Origin of the sequence: Aureimonas sp. AU12 (assembly GCF_001463705.1) — a bacterium.
Taxonomy (GTDB): domain Bacteria; phylum Pseudomonadota; class Alphaproteobacteria; order Rhizobiales; family Rhizobiaceae; genus Aureimonas.
This window is the reverse complement of the sequence record NZ_BBWH01000015.1, coordinates 17,203-36,373: the sequence shown is the minus strand read 5'-3', so window position 1 is coordinate 36,373 and position 19,171 is coordinate 17,203. Positions and strand designations below refer to the sequence as shown.

Annotated in this window: 16 protein-coding genes; 14 read left to right on the top strand and 2 right to left on the bottom strand. The window is 70.0% G+C overall.

Features of this window, described 5'->3' with window-relative positions; all coding sequences use genetic code 11:
• The first annotated feature begins 42 nt into the window (after window positions 1-42).
• From AUL33_RS06015 to AUL33_RS05970, 10 genes are all read left to right on the top strand, one after another.
• Window positions 43-1,095: a LacI family DNA-binding transcriptional regulator gene (locus AUL33_RS06015; RefSeq protein WP_062205154.1), complete on the top strand. Its 1,053-nt coding sequence runs from the start codon at window positions 43-45 to the stop codon at window positions 1,093-1,095.
• On the top strand, window positions 1,092-2,000 hold the full coding sequence (locus tag AUL33_RS06010) for an NAD(P)-dependent oxidoreductase (RefSeq protein ID WP_062205150.1): 909 nt from the start codon (window positions 1,092-1,094) through the stop codon (window positions 1,998-2,000). Before AUL33_RS06015 ends, AUL33_RS06010 begins: the two co-directional genes overlap by 4 nt.
• 130 nt (window positions 2,001-2,130) lie before the next feature.
• A complete protein-coding gene (locus AUL33_RS06005) occupies window positions 2,131-2,898 on the top strand; it encodes an SDR family oxidoreductase (protein WP_062205147.1) in 768 nt (255 codons plus the stop codon).
• Between the two features lie 38 nt (window positions 2,899-2,936).
• Entirely contained in the window at window positions 2,937-3,749 is an 813-nt protein-coding gene (locus AUL33_RS06000; RefSeq protein WP_374754411.1) for a transporter substrate-binding domain-containing protein, read from the top strand.
• Window positions 3,750-3,822: 73 nt separating this feature from the next.
• On the top strand, window positions 3,823-4,527 hold the full coding sequence (locus tag AUL33_RS05995) for an amino acid ABC transporter permease (RefSeq protein ID WP_062205141.1): 705 nt from the start codon (window positions 3,823-3,825) through the stop codon (window positions 4,525-4,527).
• Window positions 4,524-5,183 (top strand): amino acid ABC transporter permease, encoded by a 660-nt coding sequence (locus tag AUL33_RS05990; RefSeq protein ID WP_062205138.1) that lies wholly within the window; start codon window positions 4,524-4,526, stop codon window positions 5,181-5,183. The genes AUL33_RS05995 and AUL33_RS05990 overlap by 4 nt, the downstream gene beginning before the upstream one ends.
• Window positions 5,164-5,895: an amino acid ABC transporter ATP-binding protein gene (locus AUL33_RS05985; protein WP_062205134.1), complete on the top strand. Its 732-nt coding sequence runs from the start codon at window positions 5,164-5,166 to the stop codon at window positions 5,893-5,895. Before AUL33_RS05990 ends, AUL33_RS05985 begins: the two co-directional genes overlap by 20 nt.
• 20 nt (window positions 5,896-5,915) lie before the next feature.
• Window positions 5,916-6,845 carry a 2-hydroxyacid dehydrogenase gene (locus AUL33_RS05980; protein WP_062205131.1) on the top strand — a complete coding sequence of 310 codons (930 nt, stop codon included), beginning with the start codon at window positions 5,916-5,918 and terminating at the stop codon, window positions 6,843-6,845.
• Between the two features lie 192 nt (window positions 6,846-7,037).
• Window positions 7,038-8,096 (top strand): sugar phosphate isomerase/epimerase, encoded by a 1,059-nt coding sequence (locus AUL33_RS05975; protein ID WP_062205393.1) that lies wholly within the window; start codon window positions 7,038-7,040, stop codon window positions 8,094-8,096.
• A 134-nt stretch (window positions 8,097-8,230) separates the two neighbouring features.
• Window positions 8,231-9,406 (top strand): Gfo/Idh/MocA family protein, encoded by a 1,176-nt coding sequence (locus tag AUL33_RS05970; protein ID WP_062205390.1) that lies wholly within the window; start codon window positions 8,231-8,233, stop codon window positions 9,404-9,406.
• A gap of 60 nt (window positions 9,407-9,466) precedes the next feature.
• Here the strand turns inward: AUL33_RS05970 and AUL33_RS05965 are convergent, their stop codons facing one another.
• Window positions 9,467-9,784, bottom strand: coding sequence for a hypothetical protein (locus tag AUL33_RS05965; RefSeq protein WP_062205128.1), 318 nt, complete (start codon window positions 9,782-9,784; stop codon window positions 9,467-9,469).
• 148 nt (window positions 9,785-9,932) lie between these two features.
• Window positions 9,933-10,256, bottom strand: coding sequence for a hypothetical protein (locus AUL33_RS05960; RefSeq protein ID WP_062205125.1), 324 nt, complete (start codon window positions 10,254-10,256; stop codon window positions 9,933-9,935).
• Window positions 10,257-10,421: 165 nt separating this feature from the next.
• Between AUL33_RS05960 and AUL33_RS05955 the strand changes: the two genes are divergently transcribed.
• The 4 genes from AUL33_RS05955 to pbpC all read left to right on the top strand — a co-directional run bounded on the left by AUL33_RS05955 (window position 10,422) and on the right by pbpC (window position 19,157).
• A complete protein-coding gene (locus AUL33_RS05955) occupies window positions 10,422-11,021 on the top strand; it encodes a PadR family transcriptional regulator (protein ID WP_082652357.1) in 600 nt (199 codons plus the stop codon).
• Window positions 11,021-11,329 carry a DUF2218 domain-containing protein gene (locus AUL33_RS05950; RefSeq protein WP_062205122.1) on the top strand — a complete coding sequence of 103 codons (309 nt, stop codon included), beginning with the start codon at window positions 11,021-11,023 and terminating at the stop codon, window positions 11,327-11,329. The genes AUL33_RS05955 and AUL33_RS05950 overlap by 1 nt, the downstream gene beginning before the upstream one ends.
• A 195-nt stretch (window positions 11,330-11,524) precedes the next feature.
• Window positions 11,525-17,053 carry an alpha-2-macroglobulin family protein gene (locus AUL33_RS05945; protein WP_082652362.1) on the top strand — a complete coding sequence of 1,843 codons (5,529 nt, stop codon included), beginning with the start codon at window positions 11,525-11,527 and terminating at the stop codon, window positions 17,051-17,053.
• A gap of 4 nt (window positions 17,054-17,057) precedes the next feature.
• Window positions 17,058-19,157 carry a penicillin-binding protein 1C gene (pbpC, locus tag AUL33_RS05940; RefSeq protein ID WP_062205115.1) on the top strand — a complete coding sequence of 700 codons (2,100 nt, stop codon included), beginning with the start codon at window positions 17,058-17,060 and terminating at the stop codon, window positions 19,155-19,157.
• The last annotated feature ends 14 nt before the right edge of the window (window positions 19,158-19,171 follow it).

Genomic DNA, 19,171 nt, shown 5'->3' with positions numbered 1-19,171 from the left:
CCGGGAGTTTCCGCCATGGCCGCACAGCCCCGAAAGCCGACGATGCGAGACGTCTCGCGGCTGGCCGGCGTCTCCACGATGACGGTCAGCCGCGTCCTCGCCGATCCCTCGATCGTCGCCGAGGATACGCGCGCGCGCGTCATGCAGGCGGTCGAGCAACTCGGCTACGTGCCCGATCTCGTGGCGGGTTCGCTCTCGTCGCGTCGCACCCGCTTCGTCGGCCTCATCCTGCCGACCCTCACCAACAGCAATTTCGGCGACACGGCGCAGGGTCTCGCCGAGGCGCTGGGGCCCGCCTACCAGCTCCTGATCGGCTACACGCTCTACCGCGCGAGCGAGGAGGAGAGGCTGGTGCGCGCGCTGCTGGCGCGCCGGCCCGAAGCCCTCGTCATCGCCGGCTCGATCCACACGGCCGCGACGCGCCGCATGCTGTCGAACGCGGCCATTCCGATCGTCGAGATCTGGGAGCGGCCCGAGCCACCGCTGGACCGGGCCGTCGGCTTCTCCAACGTCGAGGCGGGCCGCGCGGCGGCGCGTCACCTCATCGGGCTCGGCCATCGGCGGATCGCCGCCATCGGCTCGGAACTCGACGACGACGTCGCCGACCATCGCGGCGAGGGACGCCTGCAGGGGTTCGCAGCGGCGCTGCGCGAGGCCGGCTTGTCCGACGATCTGGTGCTGCGACGTGGCCATGCGCCGGTCTCGTTCGAGCATGGGGCCGAGGCGATGGCTGCGCTTCTGGAGAGGGCGCCGGACGTCGAGGCCGTGTTCGCAGTCTCCGACGCTTCCGCCTTCGGCGCGATGATGGAGTGCCGGCGCCGGGGGATCGACGTGCCCGGCACGGTCGCGATCATGGGCTTCGGCGATTTCGAGGTCGGCCGGCAGTGCGAGCCGGCGATCTCCACCGTGCGCGTCGATGCGAAGGCGATCGGCGAGAAGACCGGGCGCCTGCTTCTGGAGACGCTGACGGGCGCGGGCACGGCGCGCGCACCGTTGACGGAGGATGTCGGCGTCTCAGTCGTCGCGCGCGGCACCACGGCACGGCGCGACGAAGCGGGGCCGCACGGCGCGGAACGAAAGGGGCGGGGATCATGAACGAGACGGTGAGCCAGCAGGAGCGGGTCGGCCTCGTCGGCGTCGGGGTGATGGGCAGCGCGATCGCCGGGCGGCTTTTAGACCGCGGCGTGTCGCTTCGTCTCCTCGATCGCGATCCCGCGAAGCTGGAGGCATTGGCGGCGCGCGGAGCCGTCGTCGCAGCCTCGCTCGCCGATCTCGCGGCAAGCTGCGACACCGTCATTCTCAGCCTCAACACGGCTGACATCGTCGAGGCCGTGGTCTTCGGGCCGGAGGGCATCGCCGCCTCGGCGCGGCCCGGCCTTCTCCTCGTCGACATGTCGAGCACGGACCCCAAGGCCACCGGCGCGATGGCGGCCCGTCTTCGCGCGGAGACCGGCATGGGCTGGGTCGACGCGCCGCTGTCGGGCGGAGCGCCGGCGGCGGCGCAGGGCCGGCTGACGCTGATGATGGGCGGCGAGCCCGCCGAGGTCGAGCGGGCGATGCGACTGCTCTCCGCGGTGGCCGCGAACATGACGCATATGGGCCCGGTCGGCGCCGGCCAGACCACCAAGCTGATCAACCAGGTCCTGTGCGCCTGCAACTTTCTGGCCGTCGCCGAGGCGACGCGGCTGGCGCTCGATGCGGGCGTCGATGCCGAGCGCATTCCGGCGGCGCTCGCGGGCGGGCGCGCCGACAGTCGCATCCTGCAGGAGTTCATGGGGAAGATGGCCCGCGCCGACCTGACCCCGACCGGGCGCATCGACAACATGCTGAAGGACCTCGAGGCGACGCAGCGCTTCGCCATGGACCTGCGCACGCCGATGCCGCTGACCAGCCTGATCGCCGACCTCCACCGCATGATGGTGGCGGCGGGCTTGGGCGCCGAAGACAGCGCGGCCTACATGAAGCTGTTCGATTTCGGGCGCGAGCGCGCGTCATCGTGATCGAAAGGCGGGCCGCCTGACGCCGCCCATGCGCAATCCAGCCTTGTGATCCGCGTTCGTCGATGATACCGATAACAGACCCAACGCCGGCCCGTGCCGGCCGCCGCCAACGCCAACCGGATCCGCCTTCATGTCGCTTGCCCTCTTCGATCTGACCGGCCGCACGGCGCTCGTTACCGGCTCCAGCCAGGGCATCGGCTATTCGCTGGCCGAAGGGCTCGGGCGAGCCGGCGCACGCATCGTCCTCAACGGGCGCAGCGAGGCGAAGACCGGGGAGGCCGCAGCGAGGCTCGAGGCCGAAGGGCTGAGCGTCTCGGCCGCCGCCTTCGACGTGACGGATCTCGATGCGGTGCGTGCGGGGATCGAGCGGATCGAGAGCGAAGTCGGCGCCATCGATATCCTCGTCAACAATGCCGGCATCCAGCGCCGGGCGCCGCTGGAGGACTATCCCGAAGAGACCTGGCACGAGATCATGCGTGCCAATGTCGACTCGGTCTTCTACGTCGGCCAGACGGTCGCCCGGAAGATGATCCCGCGCGGTCGCGGCAAGATCATCAACATCGCCAGCCTCCAGGCCCATGCCGCCCGCTATTCGATCGCCCCTTATACCGCGACGAAGGGCGCCGTGCTCAACCTCACGAAGGGCATGTGCACGGACTGGGCGCGCCATGGCCTGCAGATCAACGCCATCGGGCCCGGCTATTTCGAGACGCCGCTGAACCAGGCGCTCGTCGACGATCCCAAGTTCACCGAATGGCTGAAGACCCGCACGCCTACCGGGCGCTGGGGCAAGGTCGAGGAGCTCCAGGGCGCCGCCATCTTCCTGGCCTCGGCGGCCTCCGATTTCGTCAACGGACAGATCATCTACGTCGACGGAGGCGTGCTGGCCACGCTCTGAGACGCACCACGTTTTCCGCAAGAACCATTCTGGGAGGAATGAGAATGCTCCATCGGATCACCAGAACCCTCGCCGCCGGCGCCATGGCGTTCGGACTGCTGGCCGCCGTCGCGCCCATCGGGGCTGACGCCGCCAATCTCGCCGACATCCAGTCGCGGGGCACCGTGCGCATCGGCGTTCTCACCGGCGCCCCGCCCATGGGCATGGTGGACGCGCAGGGCAATCCGACCGGCTACGACGTCGACGTCGCCAATCTCGTCGGCCAGTATCTCGGCCTGCCCGTGCAGCTCGTGCCGCTGACGCCGCCGGCGCGCATTCCCGCCCTGCAGACGGGGCAGGTGGACTTCCTCGTCGCGACGCTCGCGCCCACCGGCGAACGGGCGAAGACCGTCATGTTCACCTCGCCCTATTCGGCCTTCAACATGGTGATCGTCTCCGGGCCGAGCGAGAAGTTCGAAAACCTCGACCAGTTGAAGGGCAAGCGGATCGCGGTCAATCGCGGCTCCTCGCAGGAGACGGCGCTGCGCCGCGCCAATGTCGAGGGCCTCGAGATCGTCGTCTACGAAGACGATTCCACATCGGCGCAGGCGCTGCTCTCGGGGCAGGTCGATGCCACGGCGCTGCCCTCGACGGTCGCTGCCGGCGTCCTCCAGCAGCTGCCCGCTGCCGGCCTCCAGATCGGCTTCACCTTCTTCCGGCAGGGCAATTCGATGGCCACGCTGCCGGCCGACTTCGAGCTGCACCAGTACCTGAACACCGCCATCTACCTGATGAAGGTGTCGGGCGATCTCGACAAGATCGCCGTCAAGTGGACCGGCGACCCGCTGCCGCCGACGCTTCCGAGCTTCTGACCCCTTCGCTGCCGACATCGAACGCCCGGCACGCGCTGCCGGGCGGCTGATCGCAACGGGACCTCAAGCGCTCATGAACTACACGTTCCAGTTCGGCGTCCTCGCCCGCTATCAGGACCAGCTTCTCGCCGGCCTGTGGACGACGATCCAGATCTCCGTCTTCGCCATCATCGCGGGCACCGCCATCGGCATCGTGCTGGCCTCGCTGCGCAGCATCGGCAACCGGCCGACGCGCCTTCTCGTCGATGCCTATGTCGAGCTGATCCGCAACACGCCGTTCCTCGTCCAGCTCTTCATCATCTATTTCGGGCTGCCGGGCATGGGTCTTCGCGTCGGCGCCATCACGGCCGCGCTGATCGGCATGACGATCAACCTCGCGGCCTATTCCACCGAGATCATCCGCGCCGGCATCGAGGCGATCCACAAGTCGCAGATCGAGGCAGGCGAGTCGCTGGGGTTCACGCGGTTCCAGATCTATCGCTACGTGATCATCCTGCCGGCGATCCAGAAGGTCTATCCCGCGCTCTGCTCGCAATTCGTACTGATGATGCTGGCCTCCTCGATCTGCTCGGCGATCTCGACGAACGAGCTGACCGCGGCGGCTTCTTTCGTCCAGTCGCAGAGCTACCGCTCCTTCGAGGTCTACATCGCCGTCACCGGCATCTATCTGGCGCTCGCCCTGGTGCTGCGCGCCATCCTCGCGCTGATCGGACTCTGGCTGTTCGGGCGCCGGGCCGGGCGCGGCGCGATGCAGCCCGTGGTGGAGGTCTCGGCATGATCTTCCGTACCTTCGGGCCGTCCGAGTTCTGGTTCCTCGTCCAGTCGCTGCAGTGGACCCTGGTGCTCACGGCCATGGCGCTGGCGGGCGGCGGGCTCGTCGGCTTCTTCGTGGCGCTGGCCCGCGTCTCGCAGCTGAAGGCGGTGCGTCTCGCCGCCGCCGTCTACATCCAGATCATCCAGGGCATTCCCGTCCTGATGATCCTCTTCCTGTCCTTCTACGGCCTCAGCCTGATGGGCTACCAGCTGCCGCCGCTCGTTGCCGCCGGCGTGTCGATGACGATCTACGCCTCGGGCTATCTCGCCGAAATCTGGCGTGGCTCGATCCAGTCGGTGCCCAAGCAGCAGTGGGAGGGCTCGGAGTCGCTGGCGATGACGCGCGTCCAGCAATATCGCTACGTGATCCTGCCGCAGGCCGTCCGCATCTCGCTGCCCTCCACCGTGGGCTTCGCGGTGCAGGTCGTGAAGAACACCTCGATCGCCTCGCTGATCGGTTTCGTCGAACTCGCCCGGGCGGGACAGCTCATCAACAACGCGACATTCCAGCCGTTCCGCGTCTTCCTCGTCGTGGCGGCCCTGTATTTCGTCATCTGTTATCCGCTGTCGCAGCTGTCGCGCTGGCTGGAAAGGAGGCTTCGTGTCGGAAGTCGTCATTGATCGCGTCCACAAGAGTTTCGGGGCCGTGGAGGTGCTGAAGGGCGTCTCGATCACGGTCGAGCGCGGCGAAGTCACCGCCCTCATCGGCCGCTCGGGGTCGGGCAAGTCCACCCTTCTTCGCTGCGTCAACGGGCTGGAGAAGATCAGCTCCGGCACGATCGAGATCGCCGGCCACAAGGTCGGCGAGGACAAGGCCTCGCTCCGCAAGCTGCGGCGCGACGTCGGCATCGTCTTCCAGAGCTACAATCTCTTCCCGCATCTTTCCGTCGGCCAGAACATCATGCTGGCGCCGCGTATCGTGAAGGGCGTCGCCAAGCCCGATACGCGCGCGATCGCCGAAGAGGTTCTGGCGCTCGTCGGCCTCTCCGAGAAGTTCGATGCCTATCCCGACGAGCTATCGGGCGGCCAGCAGCAGCGCGTCGCCATCGCACGCTCCCTCGCGATGCGCCCCAAGGTCATGCTCTTCGACGAAGTGACCTCGGCGCTCGATCCCGAGCTGACGGGCGAGGTGCTGGCGGTGATGGAGAAGCTGGCGCGCGACGGCATGACGATGCTGCTCGTGACCCATGAAATGGGCTTTGCCCGGCGCGTCGCCAACACCACGGTGTTCATGCACCAGGGCCGCATCCACGAGGCCGGTCCCTCCCGCACGCTCTTCGAAAACCCGCAGACGCCGGAACTCGCCCAGTTCGTCCGGTCCGACATCAAGTGAAACAGTCCGGAGCATCCCCGATGAAGCCCTCAATCTTGCAGCTCTGCCCACTCATGCCGCATCTGGAGGCGGCGCTGGCGGAGCGCTTCGACATCCATCGCTTCTTCGAGACGGATGCGGCCGTGCCCGGCGAGCAGGCCGCCTCCATCCGCGGTGTCGTCACCGGCGGCCATATCGGCATTCCCGCCACGCTCGCCGCGCAGCTCCCGGCGCTCGAGATCGTCGCGATTAATGGCGTCGGCTTCGACAAGGTCGATCTCGGCGAGGCCAAGCGACGGGGCGTGCGGGTGTCGAACACGCCGGACGTCCTCACCGAGGACGTCGCCGATCTCGCCATCGGCCTCGTCATCGCGCTCCTGCGTCAACTCGCGCTCGGCGACCGCCACGTGCGCGAAGGGCGCTGGCCGGCGGGCGATCTCGGGCTCGGGCACAAGGTGTCGCGGCGCCGCTACGGCATCTTCGGCCTTGGACGCATCGGCCTCGCCATCGCCCGGCGTCTCGAAGGCTTCGACGCCGAGATCCACTATGCCAGCCGCAGCGCGCGCGACGTCGCCTATCCCCGCCACGAGACGCTCGTCGAACTCGCGGCCGCCTGCGACGTGCTGATCGTCGCTGCCGCCGCTTCGGCCGAGACGCGTCATGTCATCGACCGCAGCGTCCTCGACGCGCTCGGGCCGAAGGGCGTTCTCGTCAACGTGGCGCGAGGCTCGCTCATTGACGAGGCGGCGCTGCTGGACGCGCTTCGGGAGGGCCGCATCGCGGGTGCCGCGCTCGACGTCTTCGCCGATGAGCCGCATGTGCCCGAGGCGTTCTTCGCCCTGCCGAACGTCGTCCTGACGCCGCACATGGCGAGCGCCACGCACGAGACACGGCAGGCGATGGCCGATCTCGTCCTCGCCAATCTCGATGCCCACTTCGCCGGACGCGAGTTGCCGACCGCGCTGGTCTGAAGCGCAAGCGAGCGCGTCGTGGGAGCGGATATCATCGCCCTGTGACGGCGCGCGGCGTTGCCGAACCGCGGCCCGGTGATAGCTTAAGCGCAGCGAATCCGTCGGGAGCGGATTTGCCGATCGCGATGGTTGCCACGGGTTCCGGCGGCAACCGCGGTCGTATCCACCGGGAGGACTGACGCGATCATGACGATGAAGACGATACGGGGGCCGGGGATCTTCCTCGCGCAGTTCGCGGGCGATGCCGCGCCCTTCAACTCGCTCGATGCGATCTGCGGCTGGGCGGCCGGGCTCGGCTACAAGGGCGTGCAGATCCCGACCTGGGACGCGCGCCTCTTCGACCTGAAGCGGGCCTCGGATTCAAAGGATTATTGCGACGAGGTCGCCGGCATCGTCGCCGGACACGGACTCGCCATCACCGAACTCTCGACGCATCTTCAGGGTCAGCTCGTCGCGGTCCATCCGGCTTACGACCTCGCCTTCGACGGGTTCGCCGACCCGGCCGTTCGCGGCGACCCGAAGGCGCGCCAGGCCTGGGCCTCGGATCAGGTGAAGCGGGCGCTGACAGCCTCGCGCCATCTCGGTCTGAGCGCCCACGCGACGTTTTCGGGCGCGCTCGCCTGGCCCTACATCTACCCCTGGCCGCAGCGCCCGGCCGGGCTGGTGGAGGCCGCCTTCGACGAACTCGCCAAGCGCTGGCGACCGATCCTCGATCATGCCGAGGAGATGGGCGTCGATATCGCCTACGAGGTCCATCCCGGCGAGGACCTCCACGATGGCGTCTCCTACGAGATGTTCCTCGAGCGCGTCGATGGGCACGCGCGCGCCAACCTTTTGTACGATCCCTCGCATTTCGTGCTGCAGCAGCTCGACTATCTCGCCTATATCGACATCTACCACGAGCGCATCCGCGCCTTTCACGCCAAGGACGCCGAGTTCAACCCGACGGGGCGCCAGGGCGTCTATGGCGGTTTCCAGTCCTGGGCCGACCGCGCCGGGCGCTTCCGTTCGCTGGGCGACGGGCAGGTGGATTTCGCCGGGGTCTTCTCCAAGCTGACGCAATACGGCTTCGACGGTTGGGCCGTGCTCGAATGGGAATGCGCCATCAAGCATCCCGAGCAGGGCGCGGCGGAAGGCGCGCCGTTCATCGCCGCTCACATCATCCGCACCACCGAACGGGCCTTCGACGACTTCGCCGGAGCCGGCACGGACGAGGTCGCCAACCGGCGCATGCTCGGGCTGGACGGCTAGGCGCTCGCCGTCCTATCGACCGCTGGAAGAACGGCAAGAGCCCCAGACGGGCGAGCCGGGAGACCCAAAGCCGGCGCGAGCCGACGAGAACATGGGCGCGGCTGGAAGAGGCCGGCGTCTTCGGGAGGATGGACATGGTTGCGGCTTCGACATCGACGGCGGCCCGGCGCCCGCTCAAGCTCGGGATGGTGGGCGGCGGGCAGGGCGCGTTCATCGGCGCGGTGCATCGCATCGCCGCGCGCATCGACGGCGAGTTCACGCTGGTTGCCGGCGCCTTCTCGTCGGATCCCGAGCGGGCCAAGGCGTCGGCCGCCGAACTCGGCATCGACCCGGACCGCGCCTACGCCTCGTTCAACGAGATGGCGAGCGCGGAGGCCGCGCGCGAGGACGGCATCGACGCCGTGGCGATCGTGACGCCCAACCACATGCATTTCGGCCCGGCCAAGGCGTTTCTGGAGGCCGGCATCCATGTCCTCTGCGAGAAGCCGCTGACGGCCAGGCTCGACGAGGCGGTGGAACTGGCTCGCCTGGCCGAGGGCTCGGGGCGGATCTTCGTCCTCACCCACAACTACACCGGCTATCCGATGGTGCGCCAGGCCCGTGAGATGGTGGCGGCCGGAGAGCTCGGTTCGATCCGCGTCGTGCAGGCCGAGTATGCGCAGGACTGGCTGACGGAAGCGGCCGAAAGTAGCGGGTCCAAGCAGGCGGAATGGCGGGTCGATCCCGAAAAGGCGGGCGCGGGCGGCGCGCTCGGCGACATCGGCACGCATGCCTTTAACCTTCTCTCCTTCGTCACCGGCCTGACGCTCGACGCGGTGGCGGCCGATCTCACCGCCTTCGTGCCCGGTCGTCGGCTCGACGACAACGACCACGTGATGCTGCGCTTTGCCGGCGGCGCGAAGGGCATGCTCTGGGCGAGCCAGGTGGCGCCCGGCCATGAGAACGGGCTGACGCTGCGGGTCTATGGCGAGCGCGGCGGGCTCGAATGGCATCAGGAGAACCCGAACCAGCTCTGGTTCACCCGGTTCGGCGAGCCCAAGCAGTTGATGACGCGCGGCGGCGCAGGCGCGGGTGCGGCGGCCGCGCGCGTCACCCGCACCCCCGGCGGCCACCCGGAGGGCTATCTCGAAGGCTTCGCCACGATCTACCGCGAGGCGGGGGCCGCGATCCGCGCGGCGCAGGACGGCGAGGCGACCCCCGAGGGCGTCCTGTTCCCCACTGCCGCCGACGGCCTTCTCGCCATGCGCTTCGTGGACGCCTGCGTGCGCTCCTCGAAGGCCGACAGCCGCTGGACGCCGTTGATCGGCTGACGGTTTCAGGGCAGGGCGGGCAAGCTGCTTCGAAGCCTCGCGCCCGCCCGGTTCCGAGACCTACTCTTCCTCGATCTCGTAGTCGGGATCGGCGCAGAAGTCCCAGCCGCGATCTTCCGTGCTTTCGCCGTCCGCGAACACGGTCTTCACGTCGTAGAGGCAGCTGCCGGTATCGGTGATCGACGAGATCACCTTCTGGCCCGGCTGAACCGGGCTGGTGACGAGGTTCTCCTCCCAATTGTCGGTGGTCGGCAGCGACAGGTAGAACTCCTCGACCGGCGAGGAGGTCGAATTCTTGAACGTGAAGTCGATGGTCGCCGCGGAGGCGGCGGAGGCGAGCCCCGTAAGAACGGCGGCGGCGGCGAGGATGCGCTTCATGGCGGAGGCCTTGGCAGGCTGGGATGACGGTGCCGGCAGCCTGAACCGGACGAGATCCGCCCTACACCCCGCGCCCCCACGCCGGCGTTAAGACCCCATCCAAACCACGAAGCGTGGTTGACGCTTCACGGACGACCCCGCCGGTTTCCTATCGAACGGCAGGGGATCCCGCGGACGCGGCCGTACGGGTCTTGTCGTCGAACACGGCCTCGTTTGGAAGTCGTCGGGGCATGAGAATGCGCCAGATCGTGCCGGACTGGCGACGGATGAGAAGGAAGTCGCGGCGAAAGCGATCGGCCTCCGACGGCCGGGTCGGCGCCAGCGGGCGAGCGAGCGAACCGGCCGCGACGCTGCGAAACGGGGTCGGCGAGGGGATCGCCGCATCCATGATCCGCACGGGCCGCAACGCCGTCTCTCCCGCCGCAACGGGCGCGCAGGACACCAGCACCAGGACGAGGGACGCGAGCTTCATGCCCGATCATGCCCAAGCCCGGAGCCATCGTCCATTACGCGAGACATCCTCCATTCGCCGATGCCGGTGAGATCGGAATGCGTACGAGAGCCGACCATCGAGCTTCGTTCGACATAGGTCCAGATATATCTTGATTCACGATAGGACGAGATCTATATCGACCTTATGAAACACCATCATCACGACGACCACACCGGCTTCGGCCGCGACTTTCACCTTTCCCATCATCGCCACCACCATCCCGAAGCCGAAGACCATCGCGGGCGCCATGGCGGCCATCGTCGCGGCGGTCGGCCCGGCGGCCGGCTCTTCGACTATGGCGAGTTGCGCCTGCTCATCCTCGCCATGCTGGCCGAGGGCCCGAGCCACGGCTACGAGTTAATCAAGGCGATCGAGGAGCGCTTCGCCGGCAGTTACAGCCCGAGCCCCGGGGTGATTTACCCGACGCTCGCCTGGCTGGAGGACATGGGATACGCCAGCGTCGAGCCGGCGCCGGGCAATCGCAAGAGCTACCGCGTGACACCCGAAGGCGAGGCTTTTCTCGTCGCCAACCGGGCAGCGGCCGACGATCTCCTGTCGCGCGCCGCGCAAGCCGCCGGCATGGGCGGTGGGCGCCCGCCGATGCCGCCGCCGGTGGAGCGGGCGATGGAGAACCTGAAGCTCGCCATGCGGCTGCGCTTCCGGGCCGGCACGCTCGATGCGGCCAGCGCCGAGGCGATCGCCAACGCGCTCGACGAGGCCGCCAAGGCCGTGGAGCGCAGCTGATGGACGCGCCCGACCTCAAGACGGCTGCCGCCAGCGTGGCGGATATCGCGACCCCGCAAGCCAGCCGCTACCTGCAGCAGCTCTGCAAGCATTTCGCCCACAAGCGCCCCGTCGCCTTCGACCAGACGGGGGGCCGGATCGAGTTCACGATCGGCACCTGCCGGCTGGAAGCCGGGGAGGCGATCCTGCGGCTGATGCTCGACGCGCCGCAGGCCACCGACATGCCCCAGCTTCAGGATGTCGTGGTGCGCCATCTCGAACGCTTCGCCTTCCGCGAGATGCTGGCGGTGGATTGGCGCGCCGCCTGAGGCGAGGCGCGTGATGGGGCGGGGTGGCGGCTGACGGCCAGCGCATCAGCCTCGCAGGGCGACGCGGCGCTGTCCTTGCGTTCGCTCGGGCCTCGGCATATCGGCAGTTTTCGCGCTGCAGGCGAAACCCGGCGCTTGTGGTGAGGGGGGCTTCTCTCCTACGCTCCGATCCGGGATCGGATGGGAGCGAACGCGATGGCACGGCGGCACGGACGGTTCGCGAGCCTCGTCTTCGCATGGCTGGTGGCCTTCGCTCCCGCCGGAAGCGCTCTGGCGCAGGGGCCGGAGCGCTCGCTCATCGCGGCGCCCGACGCCGACTATTACGGGCACGACTACGACATCCTGAAGGATGCCGACCAGAACCTCTGCGAGACCGCGTGCCTCGCCGACAACCGCTGCCAGGCCTTCACCTTCAACACCGCCAAGGGCTGGTGCTTCCTGAAGGAGGAGGTCGGCGAGCTTCGTGCGGCTTCCGGCACCGTGTCGGGACGGATCGCGACCGCCACGCCCGCCGGCAGCGAGGACGAACTGCGCCAGCGGACGGCGGAACTCGCCTTCGTCGCAAAATCTACCCTCGACGAGGCCCGCCAGTTCCGTCTGGGGCTTGCGCAAGAGGCCCGCGACGCCGCGGCGCCCGCCGGCGAAGCGCTCTGGGCCGCGGCCGACGCGGCGCTCGCGCGGCGCGACTTCGGCGCCGCCAGCCCGCTCTATCGCGAGGCGCTGCGACGCGACCCGTCATCCGCCCGCGCCTGGCTCGGCCTCACGCTCTCGAGCCTCTCCTTCACGTCCGACGATGACGAAGCGATGCAGGCGAGCACGGCGCTGCGCCAGCCCGCTGCGATCAACGCCTATCTCACGGCCGGCGACACCAAGGCGAAGGCGGCGGCGCTCGATTTCCTCGCCCAGTCGATGGCGGCGAACGAGGACTGGAAGGAGGCTATTCGCGTCTGGCGCGCCAGCCTCGGCATCGAGGAGCGCTTGGACGCCCGCGGGCGGCTCGATGCCGCCGTGGCCGCGCATGGCTTCCGCATCGTCGACAACAGCGTCGACAACAATGCGGCGAGCCCGCGCATCTGCCTCAACTTCTCCGAACCGCTCAGCCCCGCCGTCACCGCGTCCGAGACGGCCGGCGACTTCCTGTCGGTGGAGGGCGGCGACACGCTGCCGGTGACCGCCAGCGGATCGCAGATCTGCGTCGAGGGCGTGCGCCACGGCATGCGCTACCGGCTGGTGGCGCGAAAGGGCATACCGGCGGCGAGCGGCGAGGTCCTGTCGAAGGCGGCCGACGTCTCGATCTACGTTCGCGACCGCGATCCTTCGGTGCGCCTCTCCGGCAATGCCTACGTGCTGCCGGCCGGCGGCGACGCCTCGATGCCAGTGACCACCGTCAACACCGACGTGGTGGAGGCCCGGCTGCTGCGGATCGGCGACCGCGCGCTCGCCCGCACGATGGGCGCCAGCCGCTTCCTGTCGCAGATGGGCGACTACGACCTGGATGAAGTGAAGGGCACCGACGGCGAGGCGGTGTGGAGCGGCTTCGTCGATGTCAAGCGCGTCGCCAACGAGGAGGTGACGACGGCAATTCCCGTCGCCGCCCTCCGGAAGGAGCGCCGGCCCGGCGTCTACATTCTCGCCGCCAAGGCCGCCAACGCGCGCAGCGACGAGGACACGCTGGCGACGCAATGGTTCGTCGTCACCGATATCGGCTTGACTAGCTTTGCCGGCGAGGACGGGTTCCATGTCTTCGCCCGCTCGCTCGGCAGCGCCGCGCCGCTTGCCGGGGTCGCGCTCGAACTCGTGGCAGTCAACAACGAGATCCTCGGCACCGCCGAGACCGACGCGAACGGACATGCGCGCCTTGCGCCGGGCCTTCTGAAAGGCACCGGCGGCGACCGGCCGGCCGTCTTGATGGCAAGCGGCCCGAAGGCCGCTGACAACCCGGGCGAGGCGGGCGAGGACTTCTCCTTCCTCGACATGACCGCGGCGCCCTTCGATCTCACCGATCGCGGCGTCGAGGGCCGCGAGCCGGCGGGCGCGCTCGACGTCTTCCTCACCACCGAGCGCGGCATCTACCGTGCCGGCGACACCGTGCATCTGACGGCGCTGGTGCGCGACGCCGGGGGGCAGGCGGTGGACGATCTCGCCCTCACCGGCATCCTCACCCGCCCCGACGGCGTCGAAGACCGGCGCCTCGTGCTGCGGGCCACTGACGCCGGCGGTCTCGCCCTCGACTTGCCCCTACCGGGCGGCGCGATGCGCGGTCTCTGGCGGTTCGCCGTCTTCACCGACCCCAAGCAGCCGGCGCTGGCGACCACCAGCCTTCGCGTCGAGGATTTCGCCCCCGAGACGATCGACTTCGACCTGACGTTACCCGACGGTCCCATCGATCCCGCCGCCCCGCCGCCGATCGAGCTCGCGGTGCGCTACCTCTTCGGCGCGCCCGCCGCCGGGCTTGCCGTTTCCGGCGAGACGGTGCTCGCGGCAGCACCCGGGCTCGACGCCTATCCCGGCGTCCGGTTCGGCCTCGCCGACGACATGCCGACCGCGCTGCGCCTGCCCTTCGAGGCCGAGCCGACCGGCGAGGACGGGCGGACGCGCGTCGAACCCGGCGCCTTCGAGGTGCCGGCCACGACGAAACCGCTGACGGCCACCGTCCAACTGCGCGTCACCGACGCCGGCGGGCGACCGGTGGAGCGCACGGCTGCGCGCCCGTTGCTCGGCACGGCAGCACGCCTCGGCGTCCGGCCGCTCTTCGACGGTGCGCTCGGACAGGGCGGTGAGGCCGGATTCGAACTTCTGGCCATCGGCGCGGACGGCGCGCGGATCGCTTTGAACAGTGCCCAATGGGTGCTGAACCACGTGACCACGGACTATCAATGGTACTCCGCGAACGGGCGCTGGAACTACGAGCCGACCCGGCGGGTCGCCCGCGTCGCCAGCGGCACCGCCGATCTGACTGCCGACGCACCGGCCCGCCTCTCGCTGCCCGTCGACTGGGGCGGCTACGAACTCGTGCTGACCGATCCCACCGGCGCGGCACTTCCCGTCAGCATCGCCTTCGATGCCGGATGGAGCGTTTCGGCCCGCTCGATGGAGACGCCGGACATTCTCAAGATCGCGCTCGACAAGCCGCGCTACCGCGTCGGTGACAAGGCGGTGGTGCATGTCGAGCCGCGCTTTGCCGGGCGGGCGCAGGTGCTGGTGATGAGCGAGCGCGTCGTCGCCATGGCGAGCGCCGACATTCCGCTGGGCGGCGGCGACGTGACGCTCGACGTCACCCGCGACTGGGGGCCGGGCGCCTATGTCTCGGCGGTGCTCTATCGGCCGATGGACATCGCGCAGCGGCAGATGCCGGGCCGGGCGATGGGGCTCGCCCATGCCGGCGTCGAGCCCGGCGAGCGGGCGCTGACGGTCGCGATCGAGGCGCCCGAGCGGATCGCGCCGCGCGGTCCCGTCGAGGTCGGCGTGACGCTGGCGGGCGTAAAGCCCGGGGAGAGCGCCTTCGTGACGCTCGCGGCGGTGGATGTCGGCATCCTCAACATCACCGGCTTCGCGCCGCCTTCGCCGCAGGACTACTATTTCGGCCAGCGCCGGCTCGGCGTCGAGATCCGCGACCTCTACAGCCGGCTCATCGATCGCATGCAGGGCGCACCCGGCTCGGTGCGCTCGGGCGGCGATGCGGGCGCGGACGGCGTCAGCCCGCCGCCGATGGACGATCTCGTGGCGCTGTTTTCGGGCGTCGTCGCGGTGGGAGCCGACGGCCGGGCGCACGTGACGCTCGACGTGCCCGACTTCAACGGCAGCCTCAAGCTGATGGCGCTCGCTTGGTCGAAGACCGGCGTCGGCGAGGCCTCCGCCGATCTCGTGGTGCGCGATCCCGTGGTGGCGCAGGTGAGCCGACCGCTCTTCCTCTCGCCCGGCGACACCTCGCGGATCGCGATCGACCTCAACCATGTCGACGGCCCGGCGGGTCGCGTGCATCTGGCGCTCACCGGCGCCGAAGGCACGCTACGCATTGCCGCTAACGAGGCGGCAGATCTCGATCTCGCGCCGAACGGCCGGGCGCGGCTTCTCGTGCCGGTCGAGGCTCTGGCGCCCGGCGACGGTGCGCTCGAACTCGCCCTGACGACGCCGGACGGCACGGTGCTGCGCAAGAGCTTCGCGCTTCCCGTCCGCTCGATCCAGCCGCGTACGGTGACGAAGAGCCGGTTCGAAATCGCCGCCGACGGTGGCCGGCTGCGGCTCGGCTCCGAACTTCTCACCGAGTTCCAGCCCGGCACCGCTCGCGCCACGCTCGCCGTGACGCCGCCCGGAGGGTTCGATCTCGCGGGCGTCGTCGCCGCACTCGACCAGTATCCGTATGGCTGCACGGAACAGCTGACCAGCCGGGCGCTGCCGCTGCTCTATCTCGACGACACCGTGCTGGCGGCGGGTCTCTCCACCAAGCCCGGCGGCGGCACGGATCGGCGCGAGCGCGTCGCCGCGGCGATCAAGAGCGTTCTCGCCAACCAGGATTCCAGCGGCGGCTTCGGCCTCTGGGCGCCGGGCAGCGGCGATCTCTGGCTCGATGCCTATGTCACCGACTTCCTCACCCGCGCCCGGGAGGCCGGCTACGACATGCCCGACGAGGGCTTCACGCTGGCGCTCGACAACCTGCGAAGCCAGCTCGCCTACCTGCCGGACCAGCCGGATTGGGGGAAGGCGGCCTATGCCTACTACGTGCTGGCCCGCAACGGTCGGGCCGCGATCGGCGACCTCAGATACACCGCCGACAACGAGGCGGCGGGCTTCAAGACGCCGTTGGCGCAGGCGCAGCTTGCCGCCGCGCTCGCCCTCTACGGCGACCGGGTGCGCGCCGAGACGCTGTTCCGCACGGCGGTGGACGCGGCGACGCAAGGGGCCGGCGATGCGGCGGACCGGAGCGACTACGGAACAGTGCTGCGCGACGGCGCGGCCGTGGCGACCCTGGCGCTGGAAACCGGCATCGACGGCATCGATCTGGGCGCGCTGACGCGCAAGGTCGGGCAGGAGCGGTCGGACAAGCGCATGACCTCGACGCAGGAAGACGTCTGGTCGCTGCTGGCGGCCCATGCGCAGATCGCCGCCGCCCCGCCTCGCCTCGCGATCGACGGCGCCTCGCATGAAGGCACCTACGCCGCGACACTGGATGCGGGGGCGCTCGCACCGGGCGTTGCGATCGAAAATCGCGGTCCGGTGCCGGTCGCCGCGTCGGTGACGCTGGCGGGCGTGCCGGTGCAGGCGCTGCCCGCGATGAGCGCCGGCTACGAGATCACCCGGCGCTATTACACGCTCGACGGCGCAGAGGCCGATCCGGCCGCGATCGCGGAGGGCGAACGGCTCGTGGCGGTTCTCGATGTGCTGCCGGTCGACACCGCGCCGGCGCGGCTGATGATCGACGATCCGCTGCCGGCGGGCTTTGCCATCGACAATCCCGCGATCCTGCGCGGCGGCGACGTGGCGGCGCTCGGCTTTCTCGATCTCAACCTCGAGGCCGCCCACACCGAGTTTCGCGGCGATCGCTTCCTGGCGGCCGTGGACAAGCCTGCGGGCAGCACGGCCAGCCTGCGCTTTGCCTACATCGTGCGGGCGCTCTCGCCCGGCGAGTTCGTGCATCCGGCGGCGAGCGTCGAGGACATGTACCGGCCGGAGCGGCGCGGCCAGACCGCCGAGACCCGCGTCTCGGTCGTCGGCCCCTTGCGTTGACGCCATGACGCGGCGTCGTCTCGGGCTAGTCGGTGCGGCGGCGCTGGTGCTGGTCGCGATGGCCCTTCTCGGACACGCCGCGATCGAGCGGGCGGTGGCGGCTCGTGTCGCCGCGTTGCGCGAACCCGAGACGAGCCGCATCGTGGAAGCGCGCGACGGGGAGCTGCTGCGGGCGTTCGCCGCCAGCGACGGGCGCTGGCGGTTGGAGGCCGTTGTCGGCGACGTCGATCCGCGCTTCCTGCGCATGCTCTCGGCTTGGGAGGACAAGCGCTTCGAGACCCATGGCGGCATCGACGCGCAGGCGCTGGCTCGCGCCCTCTGGCAGTCGCTCCGGCACGGGCGGCCGGTGTCCGGCGGGTCGACGCTGACGATGCAGGTGGCGCGGCTGCTCGCGCGCCTGCCGACGGGAAGCCTTCGGGCCAAGGGCGAGCAGCTTCTCGGTGCGCTGGCGCTGGAACGGGCGCGCACCAAGCCGGAAATCCTCTCGCTCTATCTGCGCCTCGCACCCTACGGCGGCAACATCGAGGGCGTGCGGGCCGCCAGCCTCGTCTGGTTCGGTCATGAGCCGAAGCGCCTGACGGCGGGCGAGGCGGCGCTGCTCGTCGCCCTGCCGCAGGCGCCCGAACGGCTGCGCCCGGATCTTCATCCTCAGGCCACGCGGCTGGCGCGCGACCGCGTCCTCGCTCGCATGGCGGCGCTCGGTCTCCTCGACCCCGCGGAGGCCGAGCGCGCGCGGCGCGAGACGATCCCGACCCGGCGGCGCGAGATGCCGATGCTCGCGGCCCACGCCGCGCGCGAGGCGATGGCGCGGGCACAGCGGCCGGGGGCGGGGCGTGTGCGGGTTCGACTGACGATCGACGCCGCGCTGCAGCGGCGGATCGAGGCCTATGCGCGCGACAAGATGGCGGGCGTTCCCAGGCCGCAGAGCCTCGCGATCCTCGTCGCCGACCATGCGACCGGCGAGATCCTCGCCTCGCTCGGTTCGCCCGATCTCTTCGACGAGGGCCGGCAGGGCCATGTCGACCTGACGAAGGCGTTCCGCTCGCCCGGCTCGACGCTGAAACCGCTGATCTACGGTCTCGCCTTCGAGCGCGGCGTCGCCCATCCCGAAAGCCTTCTCGACGATCGCCCCACCGCCTTCGCCGGCTACGCGCCGCAGAATTTCGACGGCGCCTTCGAGGGCAGTCTCACCGCGCGCCGGGCGCTGCAGCTCTCGCGCAACCTGCCGGCGGTGGAGCTTCTGGCCGCCGTCGGCCCCTCGCGCCTCGTCGAGCGCATGCGCCGCGCCGGGGCTGTGCCGGAACTCGGCAGCCGTACGCTGCCGGGCCTTGCCATCGGTCTCGGTGGTCTCGGGATCTCGCTCGAAGACCTCGTGCGCCTTTATGCCGGGCTGGCCAATGGCGGGATCGCGCGGCCGCTGCGCATCGACGCCGACCCGGCCGCTGCGCTGGCGGCCGGACCCGGCCGCCGCATCCTGTCGGAGCAGGCCGCGTGGTACGTCACCTCGATCCTCGCGGGCGCGCCCACCACCGCGAAGGGCCCGCCCGGCACCATCGCCTTCAAGACCGGCACCTCCTTCGGCTATCGCGACGCCTGGACGGTCGGCTACGACGGGCGCCATGTCGTCGGCGTCTGGCTCGGGCGGCCGGACGGGGCTCCCGTCGCCGGGCTGGTGGGGCAGGATTCGGCCGCGCCGGTGATGCGCGACGTCTTCGCGCGGATCGGCCCGGCGACGCGCCTGCCGGGACCGCCGCCCGGCATCCTCGCCGCCAGCGGGTCGCAGCCCCTGCCGCCCGCCATGCGGCGGCTGCGGGCGGGTGGCGCGGGTGCCTCGGCCGATGCGCCCGAGATCGTCTTCCCGCCGAACGCGGCGCGGATCGAACTGGGGCTGGGGCAAAGCGGCAACGCGCGCGGGGTCTCCGATCTCGCCCTCAAGCTGCGCAACGGCAAGCCGCCCTTCACCTGGTATATCGATGGTCGCCCCGCCTTGCGCGGTCTCTACGACCGGCAGGCGGCCTGGCACCCGAGCGAGCCCGGCTTCGTCGAGATCTCGGTGGTGGATGCGGCGGGCGCGGCCGCCTCGACGCGGGTCTTTCTGGAATAGCCGTTCCGTCTCAC